This window comes from Rhodococcus sp. NPDC059968, from assembly GCF_042738615.1.
GTDB lineage: Bacteria > Actinomycetota > Actinomycetes > Mycobacteriales > Mycobacteriaceae > Rhodococcus_F.
This window is the reverse complement of record NZ_JBHWUE010000017.1, coordinates 72,547-88,725: the sequence shown is the minus strand read 5'-3', so window position 1 is coordinate 88,725 and position 16,179 is coordinate 72,547. Positions and strand designations below refer to the sequence as shown.

Annotated in this window: 14 protein-coding genes; 6 read left to right on the top strand and 8 right to left on the bottom strand. The window is 67.1% G+C overall.

Translation table 11 applies throughout. From position 1 onward, the window contains the following. Nucleotides 1-10: 10 nt before the first annotated feature. On the bottom strand, nucleotides 11-1,561 hold the full coding sequence (locus tag ACFWAY_RS16800) for an FAD-dependent oxidoreductase (protein WP_378511323.1): 1,551 nt from the start codon (nucleotides 1,559-1,561) through the stop codon (nucleotides 11-13). Between the two features lie 101 nt (nucleotides 1,562-1,662). Next, nucleotides 1,663-2,868 (bottom strand): 4-hydroxyphenylpyruvate dioxygenase, encoded by a 1,206-nt coding sequence (hppD, locus tag ACFWAY_RS16795; RefSeq protein ID WP_378511322.1) that lies wholly within the window; start codon nucleotides 2,866-2,868, stop codon nucleotides 1,663-1,665. Between the two features lie 182 nt (nucleotides 2,869-3,050). On the opposite strand from hppD, the gene ACFWAY_RS16790 reads away from it, so the two are divergent. Continuing rightward, a complete protein-coding gene (locus tag ACFWAY_RS16790; RefSeq protein ID WP_378511321.1) occupies nucleotides 3,051-3,578 on the top strand; it encodes an Lrp/AsnC family transcriptional regulator in 528 nt (175 codons plus the stop codon). Nucleotides 3,579-3,586: 8 nt separating this feature from the next. Here ACFWAY_RS16790 and ACFWAY_RS16785 read toward each other — a convergent pair whose 3' ends face one another. Further along, the gene (locus ACFWAY_RS16785) at nucleotides 3,587-3,787 is read right to left on the bottom strand and encodes a hypothetical protein (protein WP_378511320.1); all 201 of its coding nucleotides are present in this window, start codon (nucleotides 3,785-3,787) and stop codon (nucleotides 3,587-3,589) included. Here ACFWAY_RS16785 and ACFWAY_RS16780 point away from each other — a divergent pair. The 3 genes from ACFWAY_RS16780 to ACFWAY_RS16770 all read left to right on the top strand — a co-directional run bounded on the left by ACFWAY_RS16780 (nucleotide 3,786) and on the right by ACFWAY_RS16770 (nucleotide 7,770). Next, nucleotides 3,786-5,012 (top strand): Glu/Leu/Phe/Val dehydrogenase dimerization domain-containing protein, encoded by a 1,227-nt coding sequence (locus ACFWAY_RS16780; RefSeq protein WP_378511319.1) that lies wholly within the window; start codon nucleotides 3,786-3,788, stop codon nucleotides 5,010-5,012. The genes ACFWAY_RS16785 and ACFWAY_RS16780 overlap by 2 nt on opposite strands. A 16-nt stretch (nucleotides 5,013-5,028) precedes the next feature. Continuing rightward, entirely contained in the window at nucleotides 5,029-6,468 is a 1,440-nt protein-coding gene (locus tag ACFWAY_RS16775) for an amino acid permease (protein ID WP_378450480.1), read from the top strand. A gap of 132 nt (nucleotides 6,469-6,600) precedes the next feature. Then, complete coding sequence (locus tag ACFWAY_RS16770; protein ID WP_378511318.1) at nucleotides 6,601-7,770, top strand: NADH:flavin oxidoreductase; 1,170 nt, start codon at nucleotides 6,601-6,603, stop codon at nucleotides 7,768-7,770. Between the two features lie 21 nt (nucleotides 7,771-7,791). Here ACFWAY_RS16770 and ACFWAY_RS16765 read toward each other — a convergent pair whose 3' ends face one another. Together ACFWAY_RS16765 and ACFWAY_RS16760 are read right to left on the bottom strand one after the other, a co-directional pair. Then, nucleotides 7,792-9,333 (bottom strand): SLC13 family permease, encoded by a 1,542-nt coding sequence (locus tag ACFWAY_RS16765; RefSeq protein ID WP_378511317.1) that lies wholly within the window; start codon nucleotides 9,331-9,333, stop codon nucleotides 7,792-7,794. Between the two features lies 1 nt (nucleotide 9,334). Further along, complete coding sequence (locus tag ACFWAY_RS16760; RefSeq protein ID WP_378511316.1) at nucleotides 9,335-10,735, bottom strand: adenylosuccinate lyase family protein; 1,401 nt, start codon at nucleotides 10,733-10,735, stop codon at nucleotides 9,335-9,337. Nucleotides 10,736-10,916: 181 nt separating this feature from the next. Here ACFWAY_RS16760 and ACFWAY_RS16755 point away from each other — a divergent pair, with 181 nt between their 5' ends. Next, a complete protein-coding gene (locus ACFWAY_RS16755; protein WP_378511315.1) occupies nucleotides 10,917-11,939 on the top strand; it encodes a LacI family DNA-binding transcriptional regulator in 1,023 nt (340 codons plus the stop codon). Between the two features lie 38 nt (nucleotides 11,940-11,977). Here ACFWAY_RS16755 and ACFWAY_RS16750 read toward each other — a convergent pair whose 3' ends face one another. Together ACFWAY_RS16750 and ACFWAY_RS16745 are read right to left on the bottom strand one after the other, a co-directional pair. Then, nucleotides 11,978-12,466 carry an SRPBCC family protein gene (locus tag ACFWAY_RS16750; RefSeq protein WP_378450476.1) on the bottom strand — a complete coding sequence of 163 codons (489 nt, stop codon included), beginning with the start codon at nucleotides 12,464-12,466 and terminating at the stop codon, nucleotides 11,978-11,980. Next, the gene (locus ACFWAY_RS16745) at nucleotides 12,463-12,795 is read right to left on the bottom strand and encodes an ArsR/SmtB family transcription factor (protein WP_378511314.1); all 333 of its coding nucleotides are present in this window, start codon (nucleotides 12,793-12,795) and stop codon (nucleotides 12,463-12,465) included. Before ACFWAY_RS16745 ends, ACFWAY_RS16750 begins: the two co-directional genes overlap by 4 nt. A gap of 260 nt (nucleotides 12,796-13,055) precedes the next feature. Between ACFWAY_RS16745 and ACFWAY_RS16740 the strand changes: the two genes are divergently transcribed. Then, nucleotides 13,056-15,368, top strand: a complete 2,313-nt coding sequence (locus ACFWAY_RS16740; protein ID WP_378511313.1) for a serine/threonine-protein kinase — start codon at nucleotides 13,056-13,058, stop codon at nucleotides 15,366-15,368. An 89-nt stretch (nucleotides 15,369-15,457) separates the two neighbouring features. Here the strand turns inward: ACFWAY_RS16740 and ACFWAY_RS16735 are convergent, their stop codons facing one another. Then, nucleotides 15,458-16,084 (bottom strand): TetR/AcrR family transcriptional regulator, encoded by a 627-nt coding sequence (locus tag ACFWAY_RS16735; protein ID WP_378511312.1) that lies wholly within the window; start codon nucleotides 16,082-16,084, stop codon nucleotides 15,458-15,460. Nucleotides 16,085-16,179 lie beyond the last annotated feature (95 nt).

Sequence of the window (16,179 nt, the reverse complement as noted above, 5' to 3'; positions counted from 1 at the left end):
CAGCCTTTCGTCAGGACGACCTCCCGACCAGTCGACCGAGATAGTCGATGACGTCGTCGGCCGCGGTGGCCGCGGCGGTGAGCGCGACGTAACCGTCGGGGCGCACCACCACCAGCGTGCCACCGTGTGCCCCGTATGCGCTGCGCGCCAAACCGCGGTCGTCGACGACGTCCACGCCGGGGCCACGGGAATCGCCCACCACCACGTACTTCACGTCGTCGGGCGCGTCTTCGGCCAGGGCCTGCAGCATGTGCCGGGAGCCGCCGCCGAACCCGAGAACCGTGAAGTGCGTCCCCCGGAAGACGTCGAACAGTCGCAGCGGCGTGCCGTCCGGGCTCAGGCACGGCGCGTCGGGTGCGCGGTCGCCCGCGCGCACACCCGTCGTCACGTCCCCGTCCCGAGACAGCGAACTCCACGGGTAGCCCAGACCGAGTTGCTGGCCGTCTTCGGTCACCGCGCCCGCAAACCCCTCGGAGTCCTCGCGTCCGAGGTTCGCGGCCACCTTCTGCAGCCCCGCGCTGCTCACCCCGAGCGTCCAGCGCGCGAGCGGCAACCGTTCCTCCTGGTACGTGTCGAGGAGCGACGGGTCCGCGGAGCCGGCCAGGACGAGAGCGAGTTTCCACCCGAGGTTGTAGGCGTCCTGGATACCGGTGTTCATCCCGAGCCCACCGGCCGGCGGGTGAACGTGGGCCGCGTCCCCGGCCAGGAACACCCGACCGTCGCGGAAGCGGTCCACCATCCGCACGTTCACGTGCCAGGTGGACAGCCATGTCGGTTCGGACAACCGCACGCCGGGGTCGCAGGCGATGTCGTCGAGAACTCGCTGGAAGTACTCGAGCGACGGTTCGGGCAGGTTTCCTTCCTCGTCGAAGTCCGCGAACGGCACTCCCTGGAACTGCCAGGAGTTGATTCCTCGGAATGGGCACAACGCGACGAACCCCCGTTCGGGGTGCGTCCACTGATACCAGTGATCCGGGACCAGGCCGTCGACGGACACGTCGCCGAGGAGCATGGCTTCGATGCCGCCCGTCCCCTCGAACGACACCCCGAGCGCCTTGCGCACCGCGCTGCGCCCGCCGTCGCAGCCCACCAGGTAGCGCGTCATGATGGTCCCGTCGCCGGCGAGCCGGACGGTCACCTTGTCGGTGGTCTGTTCGAAGCCGACCACCTCGACGCCACGCTCCACGTCGATCCCGAACTCCGACAGTCTTTCTCGCAGGATTTTCTCGGTCCGCCACTGCGGGATCATCAGACCGCTGTCGTAGGGCCGATCAGGCGTGGGGCTCAGGTCCGCGTGCGGGTCGCTGTCGCTCACCACCTGGCCGCGCACCGCGACCCGGTTGGGCAGGTGCCGGAACCCGGCCTCGACGATTTCGTCGACGATGCCGAGATCGTCCATCACTTCCTGACTGCGCGCGGTCAATCCCTTTCCCCGCGAACCCGCGAACGGCTCGGGCGACCTGTCGAGGATCCGCACCTCGACGCCGCGCCGCGCCAGTTCCAGCGCGAGCGTGAGCCCGGTCGGACCGGCACCGGCCACCACTGCCTCGGTAGGGCTCATGGCGTCATCGTATTCGTGACGGCACCGATCCGGCGGGAAAGTCGCTGCACAATCGTCGACGAAGGTCCTCGCTCACCGGCCTCGCGGAGTGACCCTCTCGCTCAGAAGTTTCCGCGGGCGGCTTGTTCGCGTTCGATGGCTTCGAAGAGGGCTTTGAAGTTGCCGATGCCGAAGCCGAGGGAGCCGTGGCGTTCGATGAGTTCGAAGAACACGGTGGGGCGGTCGACGAGGGGTTTGGTGAAGATCTGCAGCAGGTAGCCGTCTTCGTCGCGGTCGACGAGGATGCCGCGTTTCTGCAGTTCGGCGATCGGGGCGCGGACGTTGCCGATCCGCGCCCGCAGTGCGGGGTCCTCGTAGTAGGAGTCGGGGGTGGCCAGGAATTCGACGCCCTCGGCGGTCAGCTGGTCGACGGCGGTGAGGATGTCATTGGTGGCCAGGGCCAGGTGCTGGGCGCCGGGACCGCGGTAGAAGTCGAGGTACTCGTCGATCTGCGACCGTTTCTTGGCGATGGCGGGCTCGTTGAGCGGGAACTTGACCCGGTGGTTGCCGTTGGAGACGACCTTCGACATCAGCGCGGAGTAGTCGGTGGCGATGTCCGCGCCGACGAACTCGGCCATGTTCGTAAATCCCATGACCCGGTTGTAGAAGTCGACCCAGTGGTCCATCTTGCCGAGTTCGACGTTGCCGACGACGTGGTCGAGGGCCTGGAACAGGCGTTTGGGGGCCCCGTCGCGTTTGGTGTGCGACGACGCCCGCTCGACGTAGCCGGGCAGGTAGGGGCCGGTGTAGTGGGTGCGGTCGACGAGGGTGTGGCGGGTGTCGCCGTAGGTGGCGATCGCGGCGAGACGGACGGTGCCGTGTTCGTCGGTCACATCGTGGGGTTCGTCGAGGACGGTGGCGCCCTGGGCGCGGGCGTGGGCGATGCACTTGTCGACGTCGGGGACGGCGAGGGCGATGTCGACGACGCCGTCGCCGTGGATCCGGTGGTGCTCGATCAGCGGGCTGTCCGGGTCGACGGCGCCCTTGATGACGAACCGGACGGCCCCGGATTCGAGGACGTAGGCGTGGTGGTCGCGGTTGCCGGTGGTGGGTCCGGAGTAGGCGACGAGGGTCATCCCGAACGCGGACTGGAAGTAGTGGGCGGTCTGGGTGGCGTTGCCGACCACCCAGACGACGGCGTCCCAGCCGCTGACCGGGAACGGGTCGCGGGTGCCGTCGTACTCGACGAGCCCGACCAGCTGCTCGAGCTGGCCGAGGTCGAGACCTGCCAGGCGTTCCTTGTCGGTGAGAGTCTGCTCGATCGTCATCGCTGTCTTCCTGGTTCGAGGGACGGGGGGCGTGGCCTGTTGCTTGGGTCACTACGAAAACCCAGACCGTCCACATAGGCAACCGAGCCAGCAAAAGCTAGCCACAGTGCCACCTTCGGCGACCCTGGAGCCGATTTTCTTATACAGTCGGACTAGTTGAATCCGCCCGGAGAGGTCTGGCCATGAAGGACGCAGTGCAGTTGGACGAGCTCGACTTCGCCCTCCTCGACGCCATGCACGACGACCCGAAGGCCGGCGTGCTGGAGCTGTCGCGCCGGATCAAGGTCGCGCGGGCCACCGTCCAGGCGCGGGTGCGCAAACTCGAGGAGTCGGGCGTGATCGCCGGGTACGAGCCGCACCTCGACATCGCGGCCGCGGGGTTCGACGTGCAGGCGTTCGTCACACTGGAGACGGCGCAGGGCGCACTCGATTCCGTGACGTCGGAGCTGGAGTCGATTCCCGGCGTGCTCGAGGCCTTCGCGACCACCGGTTCCGGCGACATCCTGTGCCGCATCGCCGCCGGCTCCCACCTCGGGCTGCAGCAGACGCTGATCGAACTGAACAAGTCGAGCGTCGTCGCCCGGTCCACCAGCGTGATGGTGCTGTCGGTGATCGTCCCGTACCGGTCGATGCCCCTCCTGCGGACCCTCGACCGGCCGCGCTCGGCGAAGGCGCCGGCCTACCGCGCGGCCCCCACAGACGCGGATTAGCAACGCGATCATCGGCCCTGCTGCACAAACTGAATAGAAAAACGACGAACTTCTTTCTCGGTGATGTTCATCGTGGCTATGTGCTGCCCAGCCGGTTGCGGCGCACGAGTGGTGCCCGCCACAGTGATCGCCGTAACAGCGCGGGCACGGTCGGGAACACCGGCCGGATCGCCCCGACCCCCGGCCGTCCAGAAACCGAGAGAAGCCATGAAGAATCTGCTCACCCGATTCGAAGAGAAGGCCCCCGAGATCGTCTTCGAGTGGCACGACACGGAGACCTCCGCACGCGGATGGACGGTGATCAACTCGCTGCGTGGCGGCGCCGCCGGCGGCGGAACCCGGATGCGTCGCGGTCTCGATCGGCGCGAGGTGGAGTCGCTCGCGAAGACCATGGAGGTCAAGTTCACCGTCTCGGGTCCGGCCATCGGTGGCGCGAAGTCGGGCATCGACTTCGACCCGACCGACCCGCGCAAGGACGAGGTGCTGCGACGCTGGTTCAAGGCCGTGACCCCGCTCCTCAAGGCGTACTACGGCACCGGCGGCGACCTGAACGTCGACGAGATGGCCGAGGTCGTGCCGATCACCGAGAGCTACGGCCTCTGGCATCCGCAGGAAGGCGTCGTCAACGGACACTTCGCGGCCAGCGATCGTGAGCGCGTCCAGCGGGTCGGACAGCTGCGACTGGGCGTCGCGAAGGTCGTCGAGGATGCGCGGTTCACTCCCGATCCGCAGGCGAAGTACACGGTGTCCGACCTGATCACCGGTTGGGGTGTCGCCGAATCGGTACGGCACTACTACCGGGTCTACGGCGGCGAACTGGGCGGCAAGCGCGTGATCATGCAGGGCTGGGGCAACGTCGGCGCCGCCGCCGCGTACTACCTGGCGCAGTCCGGGGCCCGGATCGTCGGAATCCTCGACCGCAACGGTGGGCTGTCGAACACCGACGGCTACGACTTCGAGCAGATCCGCGCGCTGTTCCTGGCCAAGGAGGGCAACGAACTGCGCGCAGCAGGCATGGTGCCGTTCGAGGAGATCAACGACGCGATCTGGAGTTCCGGCGCCGAGATCTTCCTCCCCTGCGCCGCATCACGTCTCGTGACCCGCGACCAGGTGGACCGGCTGATCGCGGGCGGTCTCGAGGTGGTGGCGAGCGGCGCCAACGTGCCGTTCGCGGACGACGAGATCTTCTACGGCCCCATCTACGAGTACGCCGACAAGAGCGTCGCCGTCGTCCCCGACTTCATCGCCAACTGCGGCATGGCGCGGGCGTTCGCGCTGCTGATGGAGGGCGACATCGAGGTGTCGGACGAGGCGATCTTCGGCGACGTCTCCGCGACCGTCGCGACGGCGCTCGAGCGTTGCTTCGCGCGTTCGTCGCAGCCGACCGGAATCGCCGGTACCGCGTTCGAGATCGCACTCGATCAGCTCGTCTGACGGCACGGGAGATCCCATGAACACAGTTCACGACCCACCGGCATCCACCACCGGAGCCGTTGTCACCAAGGGCCTTCAGCAGGCGATGAAACCACGCCAGCTGGTGATGATGAGTCTGGGCGGCGCGATCGGCGCCGGACTGTTCGTCGGCTCCGGTGCGGGCATCGCCGTCGCCGGGCCCGCCGTACTCGTCTCCTTCCTCATCGCCGGATTCCTCGTCGTCCTCGTGATGCGGATGATGGGCGAGATGGTGGCCGCCGACCCCGACAGCGGCGCGTTCTCCGTCCACGCCGAAAACGCGATGGGCCCGGTCGCCGGCCGGACGATCGGCTGGCTGTACTGGGTGCAGGTCGTCATCGTGGTCGCCGCGGAGGCGACCGCGGCGGCGGCGATCACCGCCGCGTCCATACCCGCAGTGCCGCAATGGGTGGCGGCCCTGGCGTACATGAGTGTGCTGACGGCCGTGAACCTGGCGGGTGTCTCCCGCTTCGGCGAGTTCGAATTCTGGTTCGCCGCACTGAAGATCGTCGCTATCGTCGCGTTTCTGGCGGTCGGTTCCGCGATGATCCTCGGCTGGCTTCCCAGCTTCGACGCGCCGGGCCTGTCGAACCTCACCGGCCACGGCGGGTTCGCCCCCAACGGTGTCACCGGCATCGCCGCCGGCCTGCTGATCGTGGTCTTCGCGTTCGGCGGCACCGAGGTGATGGCCATCGCGGCCGCCGAGACGGCGGAACCGCGACGCAACGTGAGCCGGGCGGTGCGGTCCATCGTGTGGCGGATCCTGGTGTTCTACGTCGGTTCCGTCCTCATCATGGTGACGGTGCTGCCGTGGACCGCCGACGAACTCGCGACGGGACCGTTCGTCGCGGTCCTGAACGCCGCACACGTGCCCGGCGCCGGCGCCGTCATGACCGTCGTCGTGGTCATCGCACTGCTGTCGTCGCTGAACGCCATGCTGTTCAGTGGCTCCCGGATGATCTACTCGCTGTCCGAGCGTGGGGCGGCGGCGAAGGTGTTCGGCCGGGTGTCGGGCAACGGCGTTCCCCGCGTGGCGGTGCTGGCGTCGGTGACATTCGGGTTCGTCACCGTCGTCCTCAATTACCTGGCCCCGGATCGTGTTCTCCCGCTGCTGCTCAACGCGGTCGGCTCGACGATCCTGGTGCTGTGGACGTTCGTCACCGTCTCGCAGATCGTGTTGCGGCGCCGCGCCGAGAAGTCGGGCCGGACGGATCTGCCGCTGAAGATGTGGGGCTTCCCGTATCTGTCGTATGTCGCTCTCGCGCTGCTGGCCGCGGTCGCCGCGCTGGCGTTGTTCGACGACGCGGCACGCAACCAGCTGTTCGCGACGCTCACGTTCACGTGTGCGATCACACTGGCCTGCTGGGTGCTCGGGCGCAGGCAACGCGGTGCGGCCGCCGGCGCGATGCCGGAGAAGCTGCCCGAGACCGTCGGCTGAGACGACACCGCGGTCTCACGGATGTCGAGGGGTCATCCGTGAGACCGTGACAGTCTCCCGCTCAGCGGACACGTTCCGGTCGCCGAACGTCCCCGCGGCCTACCGTCGGCTGCACGCGACGAAGGGCCGGGAATGACCACACATCCAGACGTTTTCGCTCCAGCCACGCTGGGCCCCATCACGTTACGCAACCGGACAATCAAGTCGGCCACGTTCGAGGGCCGCACTCCCGACGCGCTGGTCACCGACGAGCTGATCGAGTTCCACCGCCGGCCCGCGGCGGGTGGGGTCGGGATGTCGACGGTGGCCTACTGCGCCGTGGCACCGGAGGGTCGCACCGAACGCGGGCAGTTGTGGATGCGCCCGGACGCCGTCCCCGGGCTGCGCAGACTCACCGACGCCATCCACGCCGAGGGTGCCGCCGCATCTGCCCAACTCGGCCACGCCGGACCCGTCGCGAACGAGAAGTCCACCGGACTGACTGCGCTCGCACCCTCGCGGTCGTTCAACCCGCTCAGCATGCGGATGATCCGCAGTGCCACCACCACCGACATCACCCGGATCACCGCCGCCCACGGAACCGCGGCACGGCTCGCCGCCGAGTCCGGCTTCGACGCCGTCGAGATCCACTTCGGCCACAACTACTTCGCCAGCTCATTTCTCAGCCCGAAACTGAACCGTCGCACCGATTCCTACGGCGGATCACTCGAGAACCGGGCCCGGGTGGTGCGGGACGTCGCCCGAACCGTGCGCGACGCCGTCGGCGGCCGGGTCGCGATTCTCGCCAAGCTGAACATGGACGACGGCGTCCCCGGAGGGTTCTGGCTCGACGAGGCCATCCAGGTGGCCGGACTGCTGGAGCACGACGGCAGTGTCGACGCCCTCGAACTCACCATGGGCAGTTCGCTTCTCAATCCGATGTACCTGTTCAAGGGCGACGCACCGGTGCGGGAGTTCGCGGCAGCCATGCCGCAGCCGGTCCGTCTCGGCGTCCAGTTGGCCGGGAGGTCGATGCTCCACAACTACCCGTACCGCGACCTGTTCATGCTCGAGCACGCACGCCAGATCCGCGCGGCGGTGGCGTTGCCGCTCGTCCTGCTCGGCGGAGTCACCGATCGGGCGGGCATGGACACCGCCATGGCCGAGGGCTTCGAATTCGTCGCCATGGCCCGGGCGCTGCTGCGCGAACCCGACCTGGTGAACCGCATCCGGTCCGAGCCGCGCACCCAGTCGTTGTGTATCCACTGCAACAAGTGCATGCCCACCATCTTCAGCGGAGCGCGCTGCGTGCTCGTCGAGTGATTCACTGCACGGTCGGTTGGCTCACACGTGGAGCGCGATGAGGGATCCGATGCCGACGACGGCGCCGAAGATCAGTGGAATACAGATGATGTCGATGAAGATGCCGGTGCTGATCATCTTGATCATCGGCACGTACCCCGATCCGTAGACGATGGCGTTCGGTGGTGTCGAGACCGGGAGCATGGCTCCGGCGTTCGCGCCGAACACGCCGGCCATGGCCGGGATGATCGGGTCGACGCCGATGGCGAGGGCGATCGGGATGATGATCGGGACGACGATGCCGACGCTGGCCGTGTTGCTGGTGGTTTCGGAGATGACCAGCCCCATGACGATGGCGATCAGGGCGAGAACCCAGGAACTCTGCACCCCCGTGGCCCGGGCGATGGTCGTGCCGAGGGTTTCGGCGAGTCCGGTTGCATTCATCATGGTGCCGATGGTCAGACCTGCACCGACGAGGAGGATCGTGCCCCAGTCGATCTTCGCGGCCTCGGTCCACGTGAGGGTGGATTCACCGCTCCCGTTTCCGCGGGGCAGGAAGAACAGCAGCCCTGCAGTGAGGACCACGACGGATCCCTCGTTGAGATGGTCGGTGAAGGCGGTGACGATCGGGCTCGTGATGCCGAAAGTGGTGACCAGGGAGGGCAACACCCAAAGGACGACCGTGACGAGGAAGATCACCAGAACGTTGCGTTCGCCGCGGTTCATCTGGCCGAGATCTGCGTAGTGGGCGCGGAAGTAGTCCTGCCCACCGCGAATGTGCTTCACCTCGGGCCTGTTGACGAAGATCAGCGCGACCCACATGACCGCACCCATCACGAGAAGGTATGGGGCCGACATGGAGAGCCAGTCGAACAGTTCCACCTTGTAGCCGGTCATGCGTTCGATCGTGCCGCGGCCGATGACGTTGGCGATGCCGGTGATCGGGGTGAGGACCGACCCGATGCTCGCGCCGTAGGCGATGGAAAGCATCAACAGGCAGGAGAATTTGGTGCGGTTGGTCTTGATGCCCGGGTTCTGCGCCTGAATGAGATCGCCGATGGTCTTGACCACGCCGATACCGATGGGAAGCAACATGGCGGCGGTCGCCGACGCCGACACGAACATCGACAGGAAGCACGCAACCACTCCGAATGCGGCCGCGGTCCGGTACGTGCTGTTACCGATGCCCGGGAACGAGAGCACCTTGAGGGCGAACCGTCGGTCCAACCCGTGCACCGTCATTGCGCGAGCCAGGATGAAGGCGCCGATCACCAGGAACACGGTCGCGGAGCCGAAGGAGCCGTACACCTCCTGGGGTGTACCGACGCCGAGGACGACGAGTAGGGCGATGCCGATCAGCGCGGTCACCGGGATGGGGACGGGCTCCGTGATCCACAGCAGGACCACGACGGTCAGGACCGCGAGCATGGCCTGCTGGGCGTTCGGCATGTCGATCGGCAGGACGAGGATGCCGATGAGCAGGGGCAGAGCGGCGATCAGACCGAACCGTCCGCGGATGTAGTCGAAGCGTTCCTCTCCTGCGAGTTTCGGTGGCTGCTCCGTCACGGTGGTCAATGTGCTCATGTCAGGTCCTTGCAAGCTGGGGAATGGAGGGCAGGTCTTCGTCGACTGCGACGCGGCTGTGCCATCCCCGGACAGCGCTCGCGGCGATGTCCTTCGCCTCGCCGAGATAGTCGTCGGCGGTGACGAGTTGTGCGGGCAGCAGTTCGGCGACACCGGCCTCCGCCGCGACCTCGCGCAGGGTGTCGGCGAGCACACGATGCGTGGTCCGGGCGCGGGTCGCGGCCGTGTAGAGCAGGTCGTGGGCGCGTTCGCGGCCCAGGGCTTCGGCGAGCTGGATCATCTGCGCCTCGGCCATGACCAATCCGCCGTCGAGGTCGAGGTTCGCGCGCATCCTGTCGGCGTCGACCCGCATGCCCCTGACGATGACCAGCGCTTCGGACAGCGCGCTGCCGGCGAGGACGCCGAGCTGTGGGATCACCTGCCACTCGATCTGCCACTCGCCGGCGCTGCGTTCGTGGCCCGCTTCCTGGATGCGGCTCAGCGACGACAGCAGCGCTCCGGCGGTCTGCGACAGTCCAATGATGGCCTCCGAGGAGATCGGGTTGACCTTCTGCGGCATCGTCGACGACGCACCGCGGTGGCTGTTGTAGGGCTCGAAGACCTCGCCGATCTCCGTGCGGGAGAGGTCGACGATGTTGCGCGCGAGCTTGGCGCACGTCGCCGCGACGGTGGCGCAGAGCCAGCCGTATTCGGCGACACCGTCGCGGTCGACGTGCCACGGGATTTCGGTGTCGTGCAGGCCGAGCAGGTCGGCGACGCGGGTTCGGACGTCCGCGGACTTCGCGCCGAGCGCTGCGGACGTGCCGCCCGCCCCGAACAGGGAGATCACGGCGATCCGCGGCACCGCTTGCTGGAGACGGTCGCGGTGACGGGTGAACTGACCCAGCAGTGTCGCGAGGGTGGCGCCGAACGTGGTCGGCACCGCCTGCTGGGCGTGGGTCCGGCCGGGCATCACGGTGCCGGCGTGGGCTTCGACCTGGACCGCGAGCGCATCTCCGAGTTCGCCGAGCTGCCAGTCGAGTGCGGCCAGTGATCGCGCGAGCTGCAGGGCGAGCCCGGTATCCATGATGTCCTGCGTGGTCGCACCGTAGTGGACGCGACCGTTCGGTCCGTCCGGCAGTGCCCCGGAGATCTGCCGCACCAGCCCGAGGATCGGGTACCCGACGTTCTTCGACGTCTCCCACAGGGAGTCGCGGTCGATGGTGTCGATCCGGGCCGCTGCCGCGATCGCCGCAGCCTCGTCTGCCGAGATGACCGCGTGCTCACCCTGCGCGATGGCGAGGGCCCGCTCGGTGGCCAACCAGCTCTCGATGCAGCTGTCGGCGGAAAAGATGTCGAGTTGTGCCTCGTCCCCTGCCAGATGTGTGAGGAGAGAGAACGGGTTTCTTGACTGAATGGACACGAAGGGCCTTTCGCCTGACGCAGTGGATCACCCACATCCGCGACTGTGACTCACGCCATGTGGAATCGGTTCCACATGACTGTGGCGCAAGCCACTCGTTCTGTCAAGAGAGGAGGTTTCATCGACGTCCGCGGTCGTCCTCGACGCCTTTACCTGCAGTTACGTTGGGTAGGGTGGGTTTGTGCCCAAACTTCAGGACGTCGCCGCACTGGCCAAGGTGGGGGTGGGTACCGCCTCACGCGCGATGAGCGGGCGCGGCTACGTGGACCCCGACACCCGCAAGAGGATCCTCGAGGCGGCCGATGCGTTGGGCTACCGGCCGAACAAGGTCGCCCAGGCACTGCGGGAGAACAAGACGCGCGTCGTCGGATTGCTGCTACCCGACATTTCGAACGAGTTCTACACCGACAGCGCCGCCGTGCTGCAGTCGGTTCTATTCGAGGCCGGATTCCAACTTGTGGTCAGCGCCAGCGGCAACGATCCCGAATCCGAGGAACGCGGACTGCGCTCACTGCTCGATCACCGCGTCGACGGAATCATCCACGTCCCCGTCGACGCTCGACGCACACTGCCGACCGGCGTGCCGATCGTGCAACTCAACCGTCACTCGGTCCCGCTACAGACCGATGCAGTCGTCAGCGACGACGAATACGGCATCGAAGCAATCACCGAACTGGCCCTGCAGGCAGGACATACCGATCTCGCCCTCGTCATCGGCGGAGCCGATCACAGCACCACCGCCGACCGCATGCGCGGGTTCCGCAACGCCGTCGACCGTGCGGGAATACCGGAGGTGCCCAAAGGAACTGCCGGCCACCGCTTCCGCATCCTCGAGGGCGACTTCACCTCGGAATGGGGGCGGGACGCGATGCACGCGATCGCCGGCGACCTGCCCGGCGTCGTCATCGCCGCCAGTAGCCGGATCGCGCTGGGCGTCCTGCACGCCTGCTCCGACCTCGGCCTGTCGGTGCCCGACGACCTGTCCGTCGCCGCACACGGCAATCCCGAATGGTACGAGGTGTTTCCACCCGGAATCACGTCCTACGCCCCTCCACTGGCCGAGATGGGACAGGAGGCGGCGGTGAGGATCCTTGCCAAGATGGAGTCCGGAGCCGGGGACGGCGCGCCCACCATGACGAGGATGAGGGGCGAAGTCCACCAACGTCATTCGATCGGCGGCAGCATCCCCGCCCCCTCCGCCTGACGGCTTACGGCTTACGGCTTACGGCTTACGGCTTACGATCACCAGCTCGTCTGCGCCAGAACCGCATCCAGCGCCGCATAGCTCTCGTTCATGCCGCCTTCCATGCCGGACTGCAGCATGCCGTCGCGCTCTTCGGGGGTGTGGAACTGGCTGACGACGGACAGCTTGGTGCGTCCGTCACCGAGGTCGGTGTACGTGTTGTTCTCGACGATGACGTGGCCGGGCATGCCGTCCCACTCGAACGTGTACACCAGACGCTCCTCCGGGGTGATCTCCCGGAACCTTCCCTCGAATCCGTGGGTGTCGCCGTCCGAGTGTTCGACGAAGCGCCAGTGCCCGCCGCGCTCGAATTCCCAGCGTTCGACGTCGAGTTCGTTTCCGCGGCCCCACCACTGGGCGAGGAGTTCCGGTCTCGTGAATGCGGCCCACACGCGGTCGCGGGGAGCGTCGAAGATGCGTTCGACGTGGATCTCCCGGTCCGTCGGCGTCGAGACGGTCGAGGTCGTGGGAGTCTGCGAGGTGCTCATGACGTGCCTTCCGTTCGATTGAGGAATTCGTCCAGACGGTTCAGGCGCCCTTCCAGCGACAGCTGGTAGTCGCGGATCCAGGCCACCTCACGCTCGAGGGAATTGGTCCCCAGCATGCAGTACCGCACCCGGCCACGTTTCTCGGTCACGACCATCCCGGCCTCTTCGAGCAGTCGCACGTGTTTCTTGACGCCGGTGAGCGTCATCTCGAAGACCTCGGCGAGGTCACTGATCGAGCAGGCGCCCTCTCCGAGCCGGCGGAGGATCCCACGCCGCGTGGGGTCTGCCAGTGCGGCGAACGTAGCGTCGAGAATCGAATACTGAACCATCGAGTTCAGTGTTGCACGCGTGTGGCGCTCCGTCAACGGTTTTCGCCGGTGGAGCCCGAACCTCATCGTCGTCGGACTGTTCCTGTACCCGCCGTCGTCGCCGATCGCGTTCCTCCTGCAGAACATCACTGTCGGAAGTGCCGTTGCGGAGCGCGTGAGGCCCTGCTGTTCCGTACCCCTTCGCGCACCGTCAGGAATACCCTGGCAAGTACACACCCCATGCACCTCCCGGAATCTGCACCGCCCGGAATCGGACCGCCATGAACGATCGCCCGCCGAGTGATTCGACGATCGCGTCTGGGCCGCCCACCGAACTGGGGCAGGACACTCAGCTGCCACCGTCGACGACGACGTCGGGCGCCGAACCGGTGTTCGTCGTCGAAAGTGGCGTCGAACGCCTCGTCGCGGATTGGGAGTCTTCCGGTTCGCCGGCCGAGCTCACCGAGTATCTCCCCGACACCGCCGCGATCCGGCGGGCCGCACTGATCGAGCTGATCAAGGTGGACCTCGACTACCGGTGGCTGCGGTCGGGCCGCCCGAAGCGCATCGCCGACTACTGCCTCGAATTCCCGGAGTTGCTCGCCGAACCTCTGCCACCGGAACTCGTCTATCTGGAGTACCGGGTTCGCCGTCAGAGTGGCGCCGACGTCGATCCCGGTGAGTACGTCACCGAATACCCGCAGCAGGCCGCCCGGTTCGAGACCCTCCTCGATGACGACCGCCGCATGGACCGGCGGACCGTCACCGCGGAACTCGGCCCGGGCGACGACCTCGACGTCGGTGAGCGCCTCGACGATTTCGATCTGATGATGGAGCTGGGTCACGGCGCGTTCGCGCGGGTGTTCCTCGCCCGGCAGCGTTCGATGCAGCGATGGGTGGCGCTGAAGATCTCCCGGAACATCGGCAACGAGCCGCAGACACTCGCACAGCTCGACCACCCGTACATCGTCCGCGTCTACGACCAGCGGGTGCTGGAAGACCGCCGGCTGCGCGTGCTGTTCATGGAATACGTCCCCGGCGGCACGCTCCTCGACGTGGTGCGACTGGTCCGCAAGACCCCGCCGGAACAGCGATCCGGACAGCTGCTGCTCGATTCGGTGGACCGCCTCCTCGCGGAGAGAGGCGAGATCCGGCCCGAGTATTCGAGCGTGCGCGACGAGATCGCCGCGCTGTCGTGGCCGGAGACGGTCGCGTGGATCGGGTTGCGGCTGGCCGACGCGCTCGACTACGCCCGGGCGCACGGCGTCCTGCACCGCGACATCAAACCGGCGAACGTGCTGCTGGGACTCGAAGGCATCCCCAAGCTGGCCGATTTCAACGTCAGTTCGAGCGACAGCGTCGAGAATCGCGGCGCCGGAGGATTCATCGGCGGTTCCGTCGCCTACATGTCGCCCGAGCAGCTCGAGGCGATCGACCCGAGCACCCACCGGACCGCCTCCGACCTCGATTCCCGCAGCGACATCTTCGCGTTGGGCGTCATGCTGTGGGAATTGCTGACCGGGGCGCGCCCCTTCCCGGACGACGACGGAACCGCGTCGCCGCCGTCGCCTCGGGTACTTCTCGAGTCGCGACGCCGGGGAGTGGACCCGGAACGGTCCGCGCTCCCCGAAGACTGTCCCGCCGCGCTGCGGCGCATCCTGGTGAAGTCGCTCGCCCCTGACCGGGACGACCGGTGGTCGAGTGGCCGGAAGCTGACGCGGCAGTTCGCTCTGTGCCTCGACCCGCACGCCCGCGATCTCGTCGACCCGGCACCGGGAAGCGTGCGGTCCACGATGTGGCGGTGGGCGCTTCCCATCGTGATCGCCGCCGTCGGCATCCCGAACCTGCTGGCAGCCGGATACAACTACTACTACAACAAGGTGCTGATCATCGCCACGCTGCCCGTCGAGGCGCAGCAGGATCTCGAATTCGTCCACCTGGTGATCGGCGGGATCGCGTTTCCGCTGGGCGCAGTGCTCATCGTCTACTGGTGTCGTCTCTCGCTCACGGTGCCGCGCGGCCTCCGCAACGGCAGAACCTACAGTTCCGAGGTGCTGGAGAAGGCACGAGCCACGACGCTCGGACTCGGTCATCGCGCGGTCGTGGTCAGCTTCGGGCTGTGGGTCGTCGCCGGCGTCGCCTACCCGATCGCCCTGGAGATCACCGCCGGCGGGATTCCGTTGCGCGCATACACGCAGCTCCTCGCATCCCTCGCCGTGTGCGGGGCGGTCGCGCTCGCCTACCCCTTCTTCATTCTCACGTTCTACGCGGTGCGGTGCCTCTGCCCGATCCTGCTGTCGCACGGCGAGTTGCGCGGAAGCGACGGACGCAACATCCGGGCCCTCGGCCGGGGCATGCCGCGGTACCTCGCCGTCGCCGCGGCCGTCCCGTTGATCGGGGTCGCCGGGCTCAGCTTCGTCGGCGGAAGCACCGGCGACGCCGTGAACGCGACGGTTCGCGCGCTGTGTCTGGGCGGCATCTTCGCCTTCATCGCCGTATACCAGTTGTTCCGGCGGATCGAGAGCGATCTGCGCGCGCTCGAGAGGGTCGTGTGGCTGGAGGTGCCGGGATCTCCGACCAGGCGACGGCGGTAGGAGCCAAAAAGAAGGCCCCTGGCGCTGCCGGGTCGGGGTCCGACAGCGCCATGGGCTCACTGTGTATTTCTCTCGAAACCCCCTCCGCGTTACACCCCGTGTGTCGCGCGGCCGGCGAGGCCGCCCATCGTCATGTCGTAGAGGACGGTGGCCAGCTCGTTTCGCCGGTCGCGGAGGTCGCGGCGGAGGTATTCGAGACTCACCTCCCGGTAGCTGACGGTGAGTACCAGCAGCAGCGCTTCGAGGTCGACACCCGGACCGATCGCGGCCGGATTCAACGTCACATACGTACGCAACAGGTCGCGGCACCGTTCCTCGATCCGGACCGAACGGTGAGCGGTGAGGGCCAGATGCGGAGCGTCGTTGAGCAGCGAACCGAGGATGTCGCGATACCTGTCCAGGACGGCGAGGAGCTGGGACTGCAGCGCCGCGTCCTTCAGGAACGTGCCCTTCGCGACGGCGTGCTCGAGCTGCGTCCCGAACGTGGCGGTGGTTTCCTCCATGATCTTGTCGATCAGGACCTCGATGATCTCGTCCTTGTTCGCGAAGTACTGGTACACCGATCCCTTCGAGATGCCGGCGGCTTCCGCGATGGCGTTCGTGCTGCAGCCGGTGTATCCCTTGGCCCGCAAAACCTGACCAGTTGCCGACAAGATGCGTGCGACGGTCTCCTGCGACCGCTGCTGAGAGGGGCCTTTCCGCTGGCCAGTGCCCATTCGCGCAGCCCTCCCGATCTGCCGCGCAATGCGACTTGTACCCGTCCGATTCGGTGGGGTGAACTGTAACTCACAGTCCCTCGAGCACGGGCTGA

Bases quoted from the DNA above. Each gene is read 5' to 3' on its own strand.
- hppD (WP_378511322.1), bottom strand. From the start codon at position 2,868: ATGACGATCGAGCAGACTCTCACCGACAAGGAACGCCTGGCAGGTCTC.
- ACFWAY_RS16790 (WP_378511321.1), top strand. From the start codon at position 3,051: ATGAAGGACGCAGTGCAGTTGGACGAGCTCGACTTCGCCCTCCTCGAC.
- ACFWAY_RS16765 (WP_378511317.1), bottom strand. From the start codon at position 9,333: ATGAGCACATTGACCACCGTGACGGAGCAGCCACCGAAACTCGCAGGA.
- ACFWAY_RS16750 (WP_378450476.1), bottom strand. From the start codon at position 12,466: ATGAGCACCTCGCAGACTCCCACGACCTCGACCGTCTCGACGCCGACG.
- ACFWAY_RS16780 (WP_378511319.1), top strand. From the start codon at position 3,786: ATGAAGAATCTGCTCACCCGATTCGAAGAGAAGGCCCCCGAGATCGTC.
- ACFWAY_RS16735 (WP_378511312.1), bottom strand. From the start codon at position 16,084: ATGGGCACTGGCCAGCGGAAAGGCCCCTCTCAGCAGCGGTCGCAGGAG.
- ACFWAY_RS16745 (WP_378511314.1), bottom strand. From the start codon at position 12,795: ATGGTTCAGTATTCGATTCTCGACGCTACGTTCGCCGCACTGGCAGAC.
- ACFWAY_RS16770 (WP_378511318.1), top strand. From the start codon at position 6,601: ATGACCACACATCCAGACGTTTTCGCTCCAGCCACGCTGGGCCCCATC.
- ACFWAY_RS16800 (WP_378511323.1), bottom strand. From the start codon at position 1,561: ATGAGCCCTACCGAGGCAGTGGTGGCCGGTGCCGGTCCGACCGGGCTC.
- ACFWAY_RS16785 (WP_378511320.1), bottom strand. From the start codon at position 3,787: ATGGCTTCTCTCGGTTTCTGGACGGCCGGGGGTCGGGGCGATCCGGCC.
- ACFWAY_RS16775 (WP_378450480.1), top strand. From the start codon at position 5,029: ATGAACACAGTTCACGACCCACCGGCATCCACCACCGGAGCCGTTGTC.
- ACFWAY_RS16740 (WP_378511313.1), top strand. From the start codon at position 13,056: ATGAACGATCGCCCGCCGAGTGATTCGACGATCGCGTCTGGGCCGCCC.